The 17,997-nt window shown below is 69.2% G+C and carries 15 protein-coding genes; 10 read left to right on the top strand and 5 right to left on the bottom strand.

The annotated features are described in order from the left end of the window. The first annotated feature begins 133 nt into the window (after nucleotides 1-133). The 3 genes from cobT to D5S18_RS30845 all read left to right on the top strand — a co-directional run bounded on the left by cobT (nucleotide 134) and on the right by D5S18_RS30845 (nucleotide 2,852). Entirely contained in the window at nucleotides 134-1,201 is a 1,068-nt protein-coding gene (gene cobT / locus D5S18_RS30855) for a nicotinate-nucleotide--dimethylbenzimidazole phosphoribosyltransferase (protein ID WP_120044657.1), read from the top strand. Between the two features lie 61 nt (nucleotides 1,202-1,262). Then, nucleotides 1,263-2,009, top strand: a complete 747-nt coding sequence (locus tag D5S18_RS30850; RefSeq protein ID WP_120044656.1) for an adenosylcobinamide-GDP ribazoletransferase — start codon at nucleotides 1,263-1,265, stop codon at nucleotides 2,007-2,009. Between the two features lie 129 nt (nucleotides 2,010-2,138). Next, nucleotides 2,139-2,852: an MBL fold metallo-hydrolase gene (locus D5S18_RS30845; RefSeq protein ID WP_120044655.1), complete on the top strand. Its 714-nt coding sequence runs from the start codon at nucleotides 2,139-2,141 to the stop codon at nucleotides 2,850-2,852. A 222-nt stretch (nucleotides 2,853-3,074) separates the two neighbouring features. On the opposite strand, the gene D5S18_RS30840 is transcribed toward D5S18_RS30845, so the two are convergent. From D5S18_RS30840 to D5S18_RS30825, 3 genes are all read right to left on the bottom strand, one after another. After that, nucleotides 3,075-4,175 carry a branched-chain amino acid aminotransferase gene (locus tag D5S18_RS30840; protein WP_120044654.1) on the bottom strand — a complete coding sequence of 367 codons (1,101 nt, stop codon included), beginning with the start codon at nucleotides 4,173-4,175 and terminating at the stop codon, nucleotides 3,075-3,077. A gap of 619 nt (nucleotides 4,176-4,794) precedes the next feature. Then, nucleotides 4,795-5,895 carry a glycine cleavage system aminomethyltransferase GcvT gene (gene gcvT / locus D5S18_RS30830; protein WP_120044652.1) on the bottom strand — a complete coding sequence of 367 codons (1,101 nt, stop codon included), beginning with the start codon at nucleotides 5,893-5,895 and terminating at the stop codon, nucleotides 4,795-4,797. A gap of 59 nt (nucleotides 5,896-5,954) precedes the next feature. Then, nucleotides 5,955-6,587 (bottom strand): GNAT family N-acetyltransferase, encoded by a 633-nt coding sequence (locus tag D5S18_RS30825; RefSeq protein WP_120044651.1) that lies wholly within the window; start codon nucleotides 6,585-6,587, stop codon nucleotides 5,955-5,957. A 193-nt stretch (nucleotides 6,588-6,780) separates the two neighbouring features. Between D5S18_RS30825 and D5S18_RS30820 the strand changes: the two genes are divergently transcribed. After that, the gene (locus tag D5S18_RS30820) at nucleotides 6,781-8,307 is read left to right on the top strand and encodes a leucyl aminopeptidase (protein ID WP_120044650.1); all 1,527 of its coding nucleotides are present in this window, start codon (nucleotides 6,781-6,783) and stop codon (nucleotides 8,305-8,307) included. 20 nt (nucleotides 8,308-8,327) lie between these two features. On the opposite strand, the gene D5S18_RS30815 is transcribed toward D5S18_RS30820, so the two are convergent. Continuing rightward, nucleotides 8,328-8,687 carry an oxidoreductase gene (locus tag D5S18_RS30815; protein WP_120044649.1) on the bottom strand — a complete coding sequence of 120 codons (360 nt, stop codon included), beginning with the start codon at nucleotides 8,685-8,687 and terminating at the stop codon, nucleotides 8,328-8,330. A gap of 268 nt (nucleotides 8,688-8,955) precedes the next feature. Between D5S18_RS30815 and sucB the strand changes: the two genes are divergently transcribed. The 6 genes from sucB to D5S18_RS30785 all read left to right on the top strand — a co-directional run bounded on the left by sucB (nucleotide 8,956) and on the right by D5S18_RS30785 (nucleotide 16,334). Next, the gene (sucB, locus tag D5S18_RS30810; protein ID WP_120044648.1) at nucleotides 8,956-10,659 is read left to right on the top strand and encodes a 2-oxoglutarate dehydrogenase, E2 component, dihydrolipoamide succinyltransferase; all 1,704 of its coding nucleotides are present in this window, start codon (nucleotides 8,956-8,958) and stop codon (nucleotides 10,657-10,659) included. 4 nt (nucleotides 10,660-10,663) lie between these two features. Continuing rightward, on the top strand, nucleotides 10,664-11,572 hold the full coding sequence (locus tag D5S18_RS30805; protein WP_120044647.1) for a TIGR01777 family oxidoreductase: 909 nt from the start codon (nucleotides 10,664-10,666) through the stop codon (nucleotides 11,570-11,572). Next, complete coding sequence (locus tag D5S18_RS30800) at nucleotides 11,569-12,105, top strand: GNAT family N-acetyltransferase (protein WP_203237004.1); 537 nt, start codon at nucleotides 11,569-11,571, stop codon at nucleotides 12,103-12,105. Before D5S18_RS30805 ends, D5S18_RS30800 begins: the two co-directional genes overlap by 4 nt. A gap of 147 nt (nucleotides 12,106-12,252) precedes the next feature. After that, nucleotides 12,253-12,984 carry a lipoyl(octanoyl) transferase LipB gene (gene lipB / locus D5S18_RS30795; protein WP_120044646.1) on the top strand — a complete coding sequence of 244 codons (732 nt, stop codon included), beginning with the start codon at nucleotides 12,253-12,255 and terminating at the stop codon, nucleotides 12,982-12,984. Between the two features lie 43 nt (nucleotides 12,985-13,027). Further along, a complete protein-coding gene (gene lipA, locus D5S18_RS30790) occupies nucleotides 13,028-14,044 on the top strand; it encodes a lipoyl synthase (RefSeq protein ID WP_120044645.1) in 1,017 nt (338 codons plus the stop codon). A gap of 106 nt (nucleotides 14,045-14,150) precedes the next feature. Then, on the top strand, nucleotides 14,151-16,334 hold the full coding sequence (locus D5S18_RS30785) for an elongation factor G-like protein EF-G2 (protein ID WP_120044644.1): 2,184 nt from the start codon (nucleotides 14,151-14,153) through the stop codon (nucleotides 16,332-16,334). A 76-nt stretch (nucleotides 16,335-16,410) separates the two neighbouring features. On the opposite strand, the gene glnA is transcribed toward D5S18_RS30785, so the two are convergent. Beyond that, entirely contained in the window at nucleotides 16,411-17,847 is a 1,437-nt protein-coding gene (gene glnA, locus D5S18_RS30780; protein WP_120044643.1) for a type I glutamate--ammonia ligase, read from the bottom strand. Between the last annotated feature and the right edge of the window lie 150 nt (nucleotides 17,848-17,997).

Below are 17,997 nucleotides of genomic sequence, written 5' to 3'. Positions count from 1 at the left end.
CGCCGAACCGCCCCGAATCCGCGACCGTGTCGCCACACGCCGCTCCGGCTCGCCGAACACGGGCGATGTGCGCGCGAACCGGACGGGCGGGCAAGATTGGGCCGATAGATGCCACGGACCGGAAGGCTGGACAGTGACAAGCGGATTCGGAGCGGTTGCGGTGCCCGACGCGGCGGTGCGCGAGCAGGCCGAGCAGCGGCAGGGCCGACTGACCAAACCGGCCGGGGCGCTCGGGCGACTCGAGGCGCTGGGCAACTGGGTCGCGGCCTGCCAGGGAAGCTGCCCGCCCAAGCAGTTCGCGCGGGCCAGGGTGGTGGTGTTCGCGGGCGATCACGGCATCGCGCACCACGGCGTCTCCGCCTATCCGAGCGAGGTCACCGCGCAGATGGTGGCCAATTTCCTCGGCGGCGGCGCGGCGGTGAACGCGCTGGCCGAGGTGGCGGGGGCGAGCGTGCGGGTCGTCGACCTCGCCGTCGACGCGGACACCGATCCGCGCGTCGGCGGGCACAAGGTGCGCCGATCCAGCGGATCCATCGATCGGGAGGACGCGCTCACCGAAACCGAGGTGCAGGCCGCGCTGGCGGCGGGCCGCGCCATCGCCGACGAGGAGATCGACGGCGGCGCCGACCTGCTGATCGCGGGCGATATGGGCATTGGCAACACCACCCCCGCCACCGTACTCATCGCCACCCGCACCGACACCGAACCCATCGCCGCCGTCGGTCGCGGCACCGGCATCGATGACGCGGGCTGGTGCCGCAAGGTCGCCGCCATCCGCGACGCCATGCGCCGCGCCCGCCCCGTCTCCAGGGTCCCGGTGGAACTGCTGCGCACCGCCTCCGGCGCCGATATCGCGGCCATGGCGGGCTTCCTCGTCCAAGCGGCTGTCCGCCGCACCCCGGTCATCCTGGACGGCCTCGTCGTCACCGCCGCGGCCGTCATAGCCGCGGACCTGGCTCCCGGCGCGACCTCGTGGTGGCAGGCGGGCCACCGCTCCACCGAACCCGCCCACACCCTGGCCCTGACCCACCTCGACCTCAAACCCATCCTGGAGTTGGATATGCGGCTCGGCGAAGGTTCCGGCGCTTTGGCCGCGCTTCCCGTGCTCCGTGCCGCCGTGGCCGCGCTCGCCGAGATGTCCACCTTCGACGAGGCGGGCGTCAGTACCGGCGAGGCCCCCGGTGTCGACCTCAGTAAATGACCGACACGCCTAAGTCCTGTCTCGAAGTCCGGCCGGGTTTCGGACCGGGCGGAGTGCGCGGATGAATGGGGCGCGGTTGGCGCTGTCGTGGTTGACGGTATTGCCGGTGCGCGGACCGCGGACGGTGGATCGGGCGATGGCAGGGCGGGCTATCGCGTTGGCGCCGTTTGTTGGGATATTGCTCGGAGGTGCGGCGGCCGGGGTGGTTTGGGGGTTGAGTCAGGCGGGGGCAGGCACGCTCCTGGCGGGCTTGCTGGCGGTCGGGGCGCTCGGGATGCTCACGCGGGGAATGCATTTGGATGGGCTCGCCGACACCGCGGATGGGCTGGGGGTCTATGGGCCGCCGGAACGGGCCAGAGAGATCATGAAAAGCGGCGGGGCGGGACCGTTCGGGGTGGCGGCGATCGTGTTCGCCATTGGGATCCAGGCGGTTTCGTTCGCGCGGTTGGCCGAGGAAGGGCGCTGGGCCGCGATCGGGCTCGCGGTGGCCGCGGGGCGGGTCGCAGTGGTTTTCGCGTGCCGACACGGGATCGAGGCCGCACCGGGCGCCGGGTTCGGGGCACTGGTGGCGGGGACACAGCGGATCTCGACGGGCGCCGCTTGGGGCCTGCTCGCCATCGTTGGCGGGTACTTTGTTGGGCCGCACCACTATTGGGTCGGGCCGATTGCCGTGACAGTGGTGTTGGTGATGACGTCCATCGTGGTCGCGCATTGCGTGCGGCGATTCGGGGGGCTGTCGGGAGATGTGCTCGGAGCGGCCGTGGAAGTCGCGACTGCGTTCACGGCAGTGGGGTGCGCGCTCGGCTGAGCGACCACCGACGCGCGGGATTCGCCCACGCCGGGGCGCGGCCGGTCGAGCATTCAGGCACGCGCTTGCCCCGCGTCTGGAAGGCGGCTTGGCGAAGAACCCAACAGGTCGGGCAAATAAGGTGGGCAGATGCCCTCCGAGCGCTTGTACTTTCGCCAACTCCTGTCCGGACGCGACTACGCGGTCGGTGATCCCATCGCGACGCAAATGCGCAATTTCGCCTACCTGATCGGGGATCGGGAGGCCGGGGAGTGTGTGGTGGTCGATCCGGCTTATCGGGCCGCCGATCTGGTCGAGGTGGCGCAGGCGGACGGGCTGCGGCTCACCGGTGTGCTGGCCACGCATCATCACCCCGACCACGTGGGCGGCTCCATGCTCGGGTTCACTCTCGGCGGGGTGCGGGAACTGTTGGAGCAGGTTCAGGTTCCGGTGCACGTCAACGCGCAGGAACTGGATTGGGTCGCCAATGTCACGGGGATCGCCGCAGGCGAACTGACCGGGCACGAGCACGGCGACAAGGTGGGCGTCGGCGCGTTCGAGATCGAACTGCTGCACACCCCCGGCCACACACCGGGCAGCCAATGCTTCCTATTCGACAATCGCCTCATCGCGGGCGACACCCTGTTCGTCGACGGTTGCGGACGCACCGATTTTCCGGGCGGCGACTCGGCGGAGATGTTCCGCAGCCTGCGCTACCTCGCCGGTCTGGCGGGCGACCCGGTGGTCTATCCCGGACACTGGTACTCCGACGAGCCCTCGGCCGCGCTGTCGCATATCCGCGACAACAATTACGTCATGCGTCCGCAGACGCTCGAGCAGTGGCACATGCTCATGCCGAGCTGAGAATTTCGCGTACGAGATCAGCGTCGTCTCGGTAGCCAGGTTCCGCAGGACAACGCTTGCATCCTCCGAAGAACACGAACGCGCCCGCCGACCGAAGTCGACGGGCGCGCGATTACCTGTCCATGGACCTGCGCAGAAGGTACGCCCAATGGGCGCTGCCGGCGAAGCCGTCCACAGACCCGCGCATAGCCGCAGCGAAGGCGGCCGGTGCGCCTTACCGATTCACATCGGCGACATCCACCCGTGGATATCGGCGAAGGTGCCGCGCTGAATACCGGTGAGCGTTTCGCGCAGCGCCATCGTGACCTCGCCCGCCTCGCCGCCGCCGATGGCGAATTCGCCGTCGGCGGAACGGAACCAGCCGACCGGGGTGATGACAGCGGCGGTGCCACAGCCGAAAGCCTCGGTGATCTCACCGGATTCCGCGCCCTTGCGCACCTCCTCGATGGAGATCCTGCGCTCCTCCACCTGGTAGCCGGAGTCGGCGGCCAGCGTCAGCAGCGAGTCGCGGGTGATGCCTGCCAGCAGCGAACCCGACAGCTCCGGGGTGACCAGCCGGGCCTGCGAACCGGAGCCGTAGACGAAGAACAGGTTGTTGGTGCCCATTTCCTCCACGTAGCGGCGCTCGCAGGCGTCGAGCCAGATGACCTGGTCGCAACCCTTCTCCGAGGCTTCGGCCTGGGCCAGCAGCGAGGCGGCGTAATTGCCCGCGACCTTGGCCTCACCGGTGCCGCCCGGAGCCGCGCGCACGTACTCGGCGGAGACCCACACGCGCACCGGCTTGATCCCGCGCGGGAAGTAGGCGCCAGCAGGCGAGGCGAGCAGCAGGTACTTGTAGGCGGAGGCGGGTTTCACGCCGAGCCCGGCCTCGGTGGCCACCATGAACGGACGCAGGTAGAGCGAATCCTCACCACCCGCCGCGGGCACCCAGTCGGCGTCGACGGCGAGCAGTTGGCGAATGGATTCGACGAACAGCTCGTCGGGCAGTTCGGCCATGGCCATGCGGCGCGCGGAGCGGCGGAAACGGGCGGCATTGGCCTCGACGCGGAAGCAGGAGATGCTGCCGTCCGGCTGCCGGTACGCCTTCAGACCCTCGAAGATGGCCTGGCCGTAGTGGAAGACCATGGTGGCCGGGTCCATCTGCAGCGGCGCGTAGGGGGTGACGGCGGCATTGTCCCAGCCGCCTTCGGTGGTGTAGTCGATGCCGACCATGTGATCGGTGAAGTGACGACCGAAGCCGGGCGCCGCCAGTATCTCGTGTACTCGCTGCGCCGGGGTGGGAGCGGGATGCGGTATGCGAGTGAACTGTGCAGCGACGGTCATGACCCGATCCTATCCGCGCCCGCGCGCGGCGTGGCGGCCGATCCGCTAACCCGTTTGTCCACCCGTCCCGACCGGGCCGACCTGCGCGGACACCCATTCCCCTCCCCGCTGAGCACCTTGCACAGCAACACCGCGCCCGCCCCGCCGCGCGCTGAGCAGAACGAACCGACCCGCCCGTCCCGACCCCACCGCTTCCCATTCGAAAATTTCCGACCCGAAACACGACACGCCGTGTGCGACACGCCGATTTCGTCACACGGTTCCTCCACCGATGGGCTGCACGCGGACTCCTCCGTCGTCGAATCCGACCACCCGCCAAGCCGACTCGGACCAAGGACTCACCTTCGCGCCGAAACACACTGGGGCGCCGCCGCTTTCGACCACGAACCGCCCAGCGCCCCACAGGCGGACGCCGATATCGGCCCGCCCCATGGGATATCGCCCGCGATGCCGGAATTCGCCGCACGAGGAATGCGACCGACCCGAGGCGACAGACGCCGCATCCCGAATGGCAGTCGAACCCGACCTGCCACAACTGAACGACTCGCCACGAATTCGTGGTCCACATCGGCCGCCCGCTCAGGCGACAACCCGAGCAGGCGGCTGCCTCGAGGCGCCGCTACGCGGTGCGCGCCTCGACGAACGGCGGCCGGACGACCTTGCAGCGCAGCCGTCGCCCACGCACGTCGACCTCGACCTCCGCGCCGGGCTCCAGTCCCGCAGCGGTATCCATCAGCGCCAGCGCGATGCCGACCTTCAATGTCGGCGAGAAGGTGCCCGAGGTGGTCTCGCCGACGACTTCGTCCCCACGCAGCACCGTCTGCCCCTGCCGCAGCACACCGCGATCGAGCGCCTCGAGCCCCAGCAGGATTCGGCGCGGACCGGCGGCCTTCTCCTGCTCCAGCGCCGCCTTGCCCCAGAACTGCGGCTTCTTCCACCCGACCGCCCAACCACAGCGGGCCTGGACGGGCGAGATGTCCGGCGACAACTCGTGACCGTGCAGCGGATAACCCATTTCGGTGCGCAGGGTGTCGCGCGCGCCGAGCCCGGCGGGCTGACCATCGGCGGCCCGCACCTGCTCGGTCAACGCCCGGAACAGCGCCGCGGCGTCGGCCCAGCGCGGCAGCAATTCGTAGCCGTGCTCACCGGTGTACCCGGTCCGGCAGACCCGCACCGGACGGCCCTCCCACTCGGCGTCGACGTAGGCCATGTACTCCTGATCGGTCGGCAGGCCGAGCGCGGCGAGCACCTCGGTGGAACGCGGCCCCTGCACCGCGAACACCGCGTAGTCGCGATGCTCGTCGGTGATCGTGATGCCTTCCGGCGCGACCTTCGTCAACTCCGCGACCACAGCCGCGGTATTGGCCGCATTGGGCACCAGGAAGATCTCGTCCTCGCTCACGTAGTAGGCGATGAGGTCGTCGATGACACCGCCCTCGGGCGTGCAGCACAGGGTGTACTGCGCCTTCCCCGGCCGAATCCGCCCCAGATCATTGGTGAGCGCCGCATTGACGAACTCGGCCGCCCCCGCCCCGCGCACCGTCGCCTTCCCGAGGTGGCTCACATCGAACAGCCCGACCGCCGTGCGCACCGCCTGATGCTCGGCGACCGTGCCCGCGTACGACACGGGCATCTCCCACCCGCCGAACGGCGCGAATGTAGCGCCCAATTCGACATGGACGGCGTGAATGGGGCCTTGCAGCAGGTTCGACTCGGTCACCCGCCGAAGCTTATCGGCCCCATCCCGTGCACGGACCGGTACCCGAACCGTCCCCCGAACTACCTTGTCGCAGCGTCGATCACCGGCCGGTACCACATGGGTCGCAGCGTCGGCCCGCCCTCGGGCAGGGTGTGTGTCCGGGGTTCGGCCACGAACCCGTACCGCGCGTACAACCTCGCCGACTGCGCGCTGCTGGCCTCGAGGAATGCCGAACTCCGCGCCGCCGCAGCGGCCGCCGTCCGATCCGCCACCAACGCCGCCCCGGATCCCTTCCCCCGGTGTTCGGGCACGGTCACGATGATCTGCAAGTACCGGTGCGGAAACGACGTCGGATGCTGGTCTGCCTGCAGTCGCGTCGCGATCGCGGCCCGCCGCAGCACCTGCATATCGGGCATCGCCTCGGCGAACCCCTGCGCCTCGGCCGCCTCCGCGAAGAACCGCTCGGTCGAGGTGACGTGTTGCCAAATCGACACCGTCCAAATCTCGGCCTCCACGCCCGCGACCCAGATCTCGTCTGTCGCCAACGCCCGATCGATCACTTCGGGGACATACCCGTCAACGAATCCGTCGACCGGACTTCCGGCCATGACCCAGGCGATAGCGGGCTCATCGACCGCTGCCCGCGCGAACGCAGCGATCAGCGCATCCCGATCCGCGACCTCGGCCCGACGAACAACGATCTCACTTCCCATGACCTTCTCCTCTGATCGACGTGGCCGCCAAAGTAGCTATCCCGCAACGCCACTGCCACCTGCCCGATGTGATTCGGATCAAAGCCGCCTATCTCCGGTGGGTTCGAAGCGAATCGCGTCGGGCCGCGCGATGTCGATCGACTGCCTGCGGCCGCGGCCGAGGTGGGATGGAGCAGCGCATAGCCTGGGGCGCATGACAGCTGTTGCAGATCGCTCGCTGGGACCGGAACTGGCCCGCAGCCTGACATTGGGACCCGATACCGATGTGTTGATCATCGGACTCACCTCCTCCGATACCGGACCCGCGATCGCGCCGGACGACCTGTTCGGCGACATCCTCACCGCGGACATTCGCGCGCAATTGCTGGATCAACTCGCAGCGGTGGGGGCCAAGGGCAAGGCCGAGGAGTTGACGCGGGTGCCCGCGCCCACGGAACTGGCCGGGGTCACCAGCGTGTTGGCCGTAGGGCTCGGTCCGGCGGAGAAGGTGGATGCCGAGCAGGTGCGGCGCGCGGCCGGGGTCGCGACCCGTGCGCTGACGGGCACCGAACTGGTCGCCACCACCCTCGGTGGACTCGATCTCGGCGCCGCCGCCGAGGGCGCGTATCTGGGTGCGTACTCCTTCAGCCCGTTCCGTTCGGACAGGTCCGCGCCGAAACCCGATGAGCGTCCGGTGGCGCGGGTCGAATTCCTGATTCCCACACCGGAATTCGGGGAGACCGCGCTGACCCGCGCGCAACTGATCGCCGAGGCCGTCGCCACCGCGCGCGATTTCGTCAACACCCCGCCCAGCCACCTGTACCCGGCCGAATTCGCCGACCGCGCACAGGCATTGGCCGAAGCCGCAGGGCTCGAGGTCGAGGTGCTGGATGAGAAAGAGCTCGCGGCACAGGGTTACGGCGGTGTGGTCGGTGTCGGTCAGGGTTCCTCGCGCCCGCCGCGACTGATCAGGCTCTCCTACCGGGGCGGCCCGACCAAGGTCGCGCTGGTCGGTAAGGGCATCACCTTCGACACCGGCGGCATCTCGATCAAGTCGGCCCAGAACATGGACCACATGACCTCGGATATGGCGGGCGCGGCGGCGGTCATCGCCACGGTGCTGCTCGTCGCGCGCCTCGGCCTGCCGATCACGGTGACCGCGACGGTCCCGATGGCCGAGAACATGCCCTCGGCGACCGCGCAGCGTCCCGGCGATGTGCTGACCCAGTACGGCGGCGTCACCGTCGAGGTGCTCAATACCGACGCCGAGGGCAGGCTGGTGCTGGCCGACGCGATCGTGCGCGCGGGCGAGGACGACCCCGACTACCTCATCGATGTGGCCACGCTGACCGGCGCGCAAATGGTCGCGCTCGGCACCCGCACGCCCGGTGTGATGGGCACCGACGACTTCCGGGACCGGGTGGCCCGGATCTCGCGCGAGGTCGGCGAGAACGGTTGGCCGATGCCGCTGCCGACCGAACTGCGGGCGGATCTGAACTCCAAGATCGCCGATCTGGCCAATGTCACCCCGCACCGGTTCGGCGGCATGCTCGCGGCCGGGTTGTTCCTGCGGGAGTTCGTGCCGGAGGGTGTGCAGTGGGCGCACCTGGATGTCGCCGGACCCGCCTACAACACGGGTGGCGCCTTCGGCTATATCGGCAAGGGCGGCACCGGGGTTCCGGTGCGCACGCTCATCGCGGTGTTGGAGGACATCTCTTCGGAGGACACCGCAACCGAATAGCCATGACGCGGCGGCGCGCGCTACAGGTCGCGCAGATCCTGTTCCAGAGCGCGCCGCCGCTCGGCCCGCACCCTGGCGTCGTGGTCGCGCATGCGCTGCGGGTAACCGGTCTTGCGCACGTCGTAGACGGGGATGCGCAGATCGCGGGCCAACCGCTGGGCGCCGCGTTCACCGACGAGACGGCGGGTCCATTCCCCATCGTTGGCGATGAGCACCACGGTGACATCGGTCACCGTGGTCTTGGGCTCGACGTAGGCCTCGACCCCGACGTGGGTGCGCACCCACTGCGCGAGATATCCGAAATCCTCATTCCCCCCTGGTCTCGGACGTGCGCCGCCACCCCGTGTCACGGCGCCCCGGAAACGATCCAGCAAACCCATCGACGCCGACCTCCTTCGCATCGGACTCCGGCGCCGGACCGCGCGGCCGCACCGGTCATTCCATCCTGCCAGTCCCGCGCGTGGGCACGCCCTGTGCTCCATCGCACCCGGACGAGTGCAAGGATGGTTCGCGGTACAAGAACCACACGGATCCTCCGGGCCGCGCAGAATGTTCGGCGGCAAGGGATGTCCCGCGCAAACCCGCGACGGCGTCCGCCGAGGGATCAACTGTTGTGAACCCGACGAGCAGTCAGAGGAGTCAGAGGACATGGCCTTCTCCGTCCAGATGCCCGCTCTTGGTGAGAGCGTCACCGAGGGAACGGTGACCAGGTGGCTGAAGCAGGAAGGAGACACGGTCGAGGTCGACGAGCCTCTGCTCGAGGTCTCCACAGACAAGGTCGACACCGAGATCCCGTCCCCCACGGCGGGTGTGCTGTCGAAGATCACCGCCAAGGAAGACGATGTCGTCGAGGTCGGCGGCGAATTGGGCGTGATCAGCGCCGCGAACGAGGCTCCGGCCGCCGCACCCGCTCCGGCTCCGGCGCCCGCCGCGCCCGCCCCGACGCCCGCGCCCGCCCCGGCCCCGGCCGCTCAGGCTCCGGCGCCCGCCCCGGCCCCCGCGCCTGCCGCCGCGTCCGGCACCTCGGTGAAGATGCCCGAACTCGGCGAATCCGTCACCGAGGGCACGGTCACCCGCTGGCTCAAGGCCGTCGGTGATCCGGTCGCCGTCGACGAGCCGCTGCTCGAGGTCTCCACCGACAAGGTCGACACCGAGATCCCGTCCCCGGTCGCGGGCACCCTGCTGGAGATCACCGCGCAGGAGGACGATGTCGTCGCCGTCGGCGGTCAGCTCGGCGTGATCGGCTCCGGCGCACCCGCTGCGGTTGCTCCGGCGCCCGCCGCGCCCGCCCCGGCACCGGCCGCCCCGGCCCCCGCGCCCGCTCCGGCCCCTGCCCCGGCTCCGGCTCCGGTCGCGGCGGCTCCTGCCCCGGCACCTGCCGCCGCCCCGGCCGAGGCCTCCACCAATGGCGCGTCCCCGTACGTCACCCCGCTGGTGCGCAAGCTGGCCGAGGAGAACAACGTCAACCTGGCCACCGTGGCCGGTTCCGGCGTGGGCGGCCGCATCCGCAAGCAGGATGTGCTCGCCGCCGCAGAGTCGAAGAAGGCTCCCGCCGTCGCGCCCGCCCCCGCGGCCGCCGCGGCACCGGCCGCTCAGGCCCCCGCCGCGGCCCGTCCGCAACTGGCGCACCTGGTCGGCACCGTGCAGAAGGCGAGCCGGATCCGGCAGATCACCGCCGCCAAGACCCTGGAGTCGCTGCGCAACACCGCCCAGCTCACCCAGGTGCACGAGGCCGACGTCACCAAGATCGCGCACCTGCGGGCGCAGGCCAAGGCCTCGTTCAAGGAGCGCGAGGGCGTCAACCTGACGTTCCTGCCGTTCTTCGCCAAGGCCGTGGTCGAGGCGTTGGGCGTGCATCCGAATGTCAATGCCAGCTACGACGACGCCACCAAGGAGATCACCTACCACGCCTCGGTGCATCTGGGTATCGCGGTCGACACCGAGCAGGGTCTGCTGTCCCCTGTCATCCACAATGCGAGCGACCTGTCGCTGGCCGGCTTGGCCCGCGCCATCGCCGATATCGCCGATCGGGCGCGCAAGGGCGGCCTGAAGCCGGACGAGTTGGCGGGCGGCACCTTCACCATCACCAATATCGGCAGCCAGGGCGCGCTGTTCGACACCCCGATCCTGGTTCCGCCGCAGGCGGGCATGCTCGGCACGGGTGCGATCGTCAAGCGTCCGGTGGTGGTCACCGATGAGACCGGCAACGAGTCCATCGGCGTGCGCTCGATGTGCTACCTGCCGCTGACCTACGATCACCGCCTCATCGACGGTGCGGATGCCGGTCGCTTCCTGACCACCATCCGCCACCGGCTCGAAGAGGCCGCGTTCGAGGCCGACCTCGGTTTGTGACCGCATGAGGGTGGTGATCGCCGGTTCGTCCGGTCTGATCGGGACGGCGCTCGTCGCGGCGCTGCGCCGCGGCGGGCACGAGGTGGCCCGGTTGGTGCGCCGTCCCGCCGCCGCGCCGGACGAGTTCCGCTGGGATCCGGCGCGGGCCGAGGTGGACGAGCGGGCGCTGCGCGGTGCGGACGCGGCGGTCAATCTGTGCGGTGTCGGGTTGAACCGGCGCCGCTGGAGCGGCGGTTTCAAACAGGAGTTGCGCGACAGCCGCATCACGCCCACCGATGTGCTGTCCGAGGCGGTGGCCGCCGCCGGGGTGCCGGTGCTGGTGAATGCCAGCGGCGCGCACTATTACGGCGGCGCCACCGCCGACCGGGTGGTCGACGAATCCGCCCCTGCCGGAACAGGTTTCCTGGCCTCGCTGTGCCGGGACTGGGAGGCCGCGACGGATCCGGCGACGGCGGCGGGTGTGCGCACGGTGCTGCTGCGCAGCGCGGCGGTGCTGACGCGCCGGGGCGGCATGCTGGCGCTGCTGCAGCCGCTGTACTCGCTCGGGCTCGGTGGTCGGCTCGGCGACGGCCGCCAGTACACCCCGTGGATCTCGCTGGAGGACGAGATCGGCGCGATCGTCTTCGCGTTGGGCGCCGAGGAGGTGCGCGGCCCGATCAACGCGGTCGGCCCGGCCCCGGTGACCAATGCCGAGTTCACCCGCGCCCTCGGTCGCGCCGTGCATCGGCCCACCCCGTTCGTGGTGCCCGCGTTCGCGCTGCGCGCGGCGGTCGGCGAATTCGCCGATGAGGCGATCCTGCACGGCCCGAGGGCGATTCCCGCGGCGTTGGAGCGAGCGGGTTACCAGTTCCACCATCCAACGGTCGGGGCCGCGCTGGCCGCCGCCGTCGGCCGATCCGGAGATTCCCGATGACAGATCAGCTCGACACCAGACCCGCCCTGCTCGTGCGCGCGGCCCTGGAGGCCGACCTGCCCGCGATCCTGGCCATTCACAATGCGAATATCGCGACGTCGACGGCGATTTGGGACTACGAGCAGGTGGGTATCGAGGAGCGAACGGCCTGGTTCCACGATCGCGCCGCCGCGCGCAAACCGATCCTGGTCGCCGAAATCGACGGCGCGGTGGCCGGATACGCCAGCTACGGTCAGTGGCGGCCGAAGATCGGCTACCGGTATTCGGTGGAGAATTCGGTCTATGTCGACGAGCGCTTCCATCGCCGCGGGGTGGCTTCGGCGCTGCTGCGGGCGCTGATCGAACGGGCGCGCGCCGACGGCGATGTGCACGCCATTATCGCGGCCATCGAAACGAGCAATACCGCTTCGATCGCGCTGCACGAGCGTTTCGGTTTCACCGTCGTGGGGCAGCTTCCGGAGGTGGGGCAGAAGTTCGGCCGCTGGCTCGATTTGACGCTCATGCAGTTGACGATTCCGGTCGATATTCGATAGTCGTTGCCGCAGAAGCGGTTCCGCATGCGGCCCGGTAGTTCCGAATGGGCGTATCCGCGGCCCGTCGCGGTAAACTCGGCAACCGTGTGGCACTCCACACACCCTGTCGCTGGAATATCGTAAAGGGCTCAGCGTACCGTCGAGTCCGTGAACGACACGCGCACGTGGTCCGCCCGCTTCGATACCACCCCGGTCGTGGTCGAGGATCTCGGACTGATCGACTACCACGCGGCCTGGGAGATGCAGCGCAGTTTGGCCGCGCAGCGTGCGGAAGGGCTCGGCGCCGATCATCTGCTGCTGCTCGAGCATCCCAGCGTCTACACGGCGGGGCGGCGCACCGAGGCCGAGGATATGCCGTGCGATGGCAGTCCGGTCGTCGAGGTGGATCGCGGCGGCAAGATCACCTGGCACGGGCCGGGTCAGCTGGTCGGCTATCCCATCGTGCGGCTGGCCGAACCGGTGGACGTGGTCAACTATGTGCGCAGGTTGGAGGAGGCGCTGATCGCGGTGTGCACCGAGATGGGCGTGTGCTGCGGCCGGGTCGAGGGCCGCTCGGGGGTGTGGCTGCCCGCCACCGAGTTGTACTCCGAGCGCAAGATCGCGGCCATCGGCGTGCGGGTGCAGCGAGGTGTCGCCCTGCACGGCATCTCGCTCAACTGCGATTCGGCGATGGACGGGTTCCAGGCCATCGTGCCGTGCGGCATTCGCGACGCCGGTGTCACCACGCTCAGTCGGGAATTGGGCCGCGATGTCGGCGTCGCCGAGGTGAAGGACAAAGTGGCCGACGCGATCATTCGGGCACTCGATGGCGAACTGCCAGTTACCGAGCGGGATATCTCGTGTCCGGCTCCCGCGCGTCGCCCCGGCGCGGTCCACTAGGTGTGCTGCGACCCGGTTGCGACGGGGGCGTAAGGTCGATCGAGTGACCTCAGCTTCAGCACCGGCAGGACGCAAACTTCTGCGTATCGAGGCGCGCAACGCGGAAACCCCGATCGAGCGCAAGCCCAAGTGGATTCGCACCCGCGCGACCATGGGACCCGAATACACCGAACTCAAGGGCCTGGTCAAACGCGAGGGTCTGCACACGGTGTGCGAGGAAGCGGGCTGTCCCAATATCTTCGAATGCTGGGAGGATCGCGAGGCGACCTTCCTCATCGGCGGTGAGCAGTGCACCCGCCGCTGCGATTTCTGCCAGATCGATACGGGTAAACCCGCGGCCCTGGACCGCGATGAACCGCGCCGGGTGGCCAAGAGCGTGCAGGCGATGGGTCTGCGCTACTCCACCATCACCGGCGTCGCCCGCGACGACCTCCCCGACGGCGGCGCGTGGCTCTACGCCGAGACGGTGCGCGCCATCAAGCAGCTCAACCCGAATACCGGTGTGGAACTGCTCATTCCGGATTTCAACGCGGTGCCCGAGCAGTTGGCCGAGGTGTTCGACGCGCGGCCCGAAGTGTTGGCGCACAATCTCGAGACGGTGCCGCGCATCTTCCGCCGCATCCGCCCCGCCTTCCGCTACGAGCGTTCGCTGGCCGTGCTCACCGCCGCCCGCGCCGCCGGTCTGGTGACCAAGTCCAATCTGATCCTCGGTATGGGCGAGACCCCGGAGGAGGTCACCCAGGCCATGCGCGACCTGCACGAGGCAGGCTGCGACATCCTCACCATCACCCAGTACCTGCGACCCTCCCCCAGGCATCACCCGGTGGACCGCTGGGTCAAGCCGGAGGAGTTTGTCGCCCACTCCGAGGTCGCCGAGGAGATCGGCTTCGCGGGGGTCATGGCGGGTCCGCTGGTCCGCTCCTCCTACCGCGCGGGCCGGCTCTACGCGCAGGCCATGCGTCATCACGGCCGCGAGATCCCGGCCACCATGGCACATCTCGGCGAGGAAGGCACCGCCTCTCAGGAGGCCAGCTCCGTGCTCGCCCGCTTCGGCGGCTGATCGATCTTCAGCCTTTCGGCACACGATCTCGACCGAAGCGTGTGCGGCAGGTGAACGTTGGTGGGAAGCTCGAAGGACGGCAGGTGTCGAGCGGGAGCGAAACCACATGGTCGACAGAGCGAGTGTCCCCGCGGAGGCGAACGGCAAGGCGATGACGGCGGAGCGGCCGGAGGCCATCCGCAATGTCGTGCTGGTCGGCCCGAGCGGATCCGGTAAGACGACGTTGGTCGAGGCGCTGGCGCTCACCGCGGGCGCGCTGAATCGGGCGGGCCGGGTCGAGGACGGCACCTCGGTGTCGGACTACGACGAGATCGAGCATCGGCAGCATCGGTCCGTGCAGTTGTCGGTGGTGCCGGTGCCATGGGCCGGGATCAAGATCAATCTGCTGGATACGCCCGGCTATGCCGATTTCGTCGGCGAGCTGCGCGCCGGATTGCGCGCGGCGGACGCGGCGCTGTTCGTGGTCAATGCCGCCGAGGCCGCCGAAACGGTCGGCGGCGCGACGCATGTGCTGTGGCAGGAGTGCGCGCGCCTCGGGATGCCGCGCGCGATCGTGCTCACCCACCTCGATACGGCGCCGGAGGATTTCGATCAGGTGGTGGCCACCTGTCGCGCCGTGCTCGGCGCGGATTCGCCGGAAAGTATGCTGCCGCTGCATCTTCCGGTGCTCGGCGAACGCGGCGGTGACGGCAGGCGTCCCGTCGGCGGGTTGATCGATCTGCTCGCCGACCGCACCGTCGACTATTCCGGCGGCGAGCGGCAGGTGAGCGCGGACCCCGCCGCGGCGAACGGCGCGCGCGAGCGCCTCATCGAGGGCGTCATCGCCGAAAGCGAGGACGAGACGCTCATGGAGCGCTACCTCGGCGGCGAGGAGATCGATTCGGCCACACTGGTTTCCGATCTGGAGCGGGCGGTGGCGCGCGGCAGTTTCCATCCGCTGCTCCTCGCCGCGCCCGCACCCGAAGGGGCGCGTCAGGGTCTGGGCACGGTCGAATTGCTCGAACTCATCGCGGGCGGATTCCCCACGCCCACAGAGCATCCCGCCCCCGCCACGCACACCGCCGACGGCGCCGCCGCGCCCGCGCTGGCCTGCGATCCCGCGGGGCCGCTCGCCGCGGAGGTGATCCGCACCATGTCGGACCCGTATGTCGGCCGGGTGTCGCTGGTGCGGGTGTTCTCGGGCACCCTGCGCGCCGACGAGACGGTGCACGTGTGCGGGCACGGCGCGGACCGGCCCGAGGCCGATCACGATATCGACGAGCGGGTCGGCGCGGTCAGCGTGCCGTTCGGCAAGCAGCAGCGGCCGCTCGGGCAGGGGATCGCGGGCGATATCGTCTGCGTCACCAAACTGGGCCACGCCGAGACCGGCGATACGGTGTCGGCCAAGGCCGCGCCGCTGCTCATCGAGCCGTGGTCCATGCCGGATCCGCTGCTGCCGGTGGCGATCCAGGCCCACAGCAAGGCCGACGAGGACAAGCTCTCCCAGGGGTTGACCCGCCTGGTCGCCGAGGATCCGAGCGTGCGACTCGAACAGAACACCCACACCCACCAGATGGTGCTGTGGTGTCTGGGCGAGGCGCATCGCGAGGTGGCGTTGGAGCGGCTGCGCGCCCGCTACGGCGTACAGGTCGATGTGGTCGAGCATCGGGTGGCGCTGCGGGAAACGTTCGCGGGCAAGGCTTCCGGACGCGGCCGCCACGTCAAACAGTCCGGCGGGCACGGACAGTACGCCATCTGCGAGATCGAGGTGGAGCCGCTGCCCGGCGGCTCCGGTATCGAATTCGTGGACAAGGTGGTCGGCGGCGCGGTGCCCCGCCAGTTCATCCCCTCCGTGGAGAAGGGTGTGCGCGCCCAGGCCGCGCGCGGTCTCGTCGCCGGAAATCCCCTGGTGGACATTCGGATAACCCTCTTCGACGGCAAGGCGCACTCGGTCGACTCCTCCGATTCGGCCTTCCAAACGGCGGGCGCGCTGGCGCTGCGCGAGGCCGCCGCCGCCGCCCGCATCAACCTGCTCGAACCCATTGCCGAAGTGGCCGTGGAGATCTCCGACGACTACGTCGGCCCGGTGATGAGCGACCTGTCCGCCCGCCGCGCCCGCGTCCTGGGCACCGAACCCGCCGACGCGGGCCGCACCACGGTCCGCGCCGAGGTCCCCGAACTCGAATTGGCCCGCTACGCCATCGATCTGCGCTCCCTGTCGCACGGCACCGGCCGCTTCGCCCGCAGCTACGTCCGCCACGACCCCATGCCCGCGCACCTGTCCGACTCGCTGCGCGCGGTAGCCGACTGAGACCCCGACGCAAAAAGGACCCTCCCGCGCCGTTGCGGGAGGGTCCTTGCGCCGTAACGCCTTGCGCCGATTCGACTTACACGTCGAAGTACAGCTCGAACTCGTACGGGTGCGGCCGCAGGTTGACCGGGGCGATCTCGTGGTCGCGCTTGATCTGGATCCAGGTCTCGATGAGGTCCTCGGTGAAGACACCGCCCTCGGTGAGGTAGTCGTGGTCCTGCTCGAGCCGGTCGATGACCGAGGACAGGCTGGTGGGGGCCTGCGGGATGTTCTTGGCCTCCTCCGGCGGGAGCTCGTAGAGGTCCTTGTCGACGGGGGCCGCGGGCTCGATCTTCTTCTTGATGCCGTCCAGGCCCGCCATCATCATGGCGGCGAAGGCCAGGTACGGGTTGCCCGAGGAGTCCGGCGCGCGGAACTCGATGCGCTTGGCCTTCGGGTTGTTGCCGGTGACCGGGATGCGGACGGCGGCGGAGCGGTTGCGCTGCGAGTACACCAGGTTGATGGGGGCCTCGTAGCCCGGAACCAGCCGATGGTAGGAGTTCACCGTCGGGTTGGTGAAGGCCAGCAGCGACGGCGCGTGGTGCAGGATGCCGCCGATGTACCAGCGGGCGAGATCCGACAGGCCGCCGTAGCCCGCCTCGTCGTGGAACAGCGGCTTGCCGTCCTTCCACAGCGACTGGTGCACGTGCATGCCCGAACCGTTGTCGCCGAAGAGGGGCTTGGGCATGAAGGTGACGGTCTTGCCCTCCTCCCAGGCGGTGTTCTTGACGATGTACTTGAACAGCTGCAGATCGTCGGCGGCGGAGAGCAGGGTGTTGAACCGGTAGTTGATCTCGGCCTGACCCGCGGTGCCGACCTCGTGGTGGCCGCGCTCGAGCTCGAAGCCCGCGTTCTGCAGCTTGGTGGAGATCTTGTCGCGCAGATCCACGTAGTGGTCGTAGGGCGCGACCGGGAAGTAGCCGCCCTTGGCGCGGACCTTGTAGCCGCGGTTGCGGGTGCCGTCCGGGTTGAACTCCGCGCCGGTGTTCCAGGAGCCGGAGATGGACTCGATCTCGTAGAACGCGCCGTTCATGGCCGAGTCGTAGCGGATGGAGTCGAAGATGTAGAACTCCGCCTCGGCGCCGAAGTAGGCGGTGTCGGCGATACCGGTGCTCTTGAGGTATTCCTCGGCCTTGCGCGCGACATTGCGGGGGTCGCGGCTGTAGGCCTCCCTGGTGAAGGGATCGTGGACGAAGAAGTTGAGGTTCAGCGTCTTCGCGGCGCGGAAGGGGTCGACGCGGGCGGTGCCGTAGTCGGGCAGCAGCAGCATGTCCGACTCGTCGATGGACTGGAAGCCGCGCACGGACGAGCCGTCGAAGGCCAGGCCCTCCTCGGCCAGGTCGGCGGTGAACGCCTTGGCCGGGATCGAGAAGTGCTGCTGGACACCCGGCAGGTCGCTGAAGCGGATATCGACGTACTCGATGTCCTCGTCGGCAAGGAATTTGATGACCTCGTCGGCCGTGCTGAACGTCACTTGTTCTCCTTACGGATCGGTTCCCAGCCAGTGTCGATTGCTTGGGTTCGTCGCGGACTGACGGTATGGACGCGAAGTTTCCCAGCAGTCAAGGTTGTGTTTCGCCAGTGTTACACGTGCCGCCGACTGGGTGACGCGCACCGCGGGCGG

The organism is Nocardia panacis (assembly GCF_003598715.1).
GTDB classification, from domain to species: Bacteria; Actinomycetota; Actinomycetes; order Mycobacteriales; family Mycobacteriaceae; genus Nocardia; species Nocardia panacis.
This window is presented reverse-complemented; position numbering and strand designations above follow the sequence as displayed.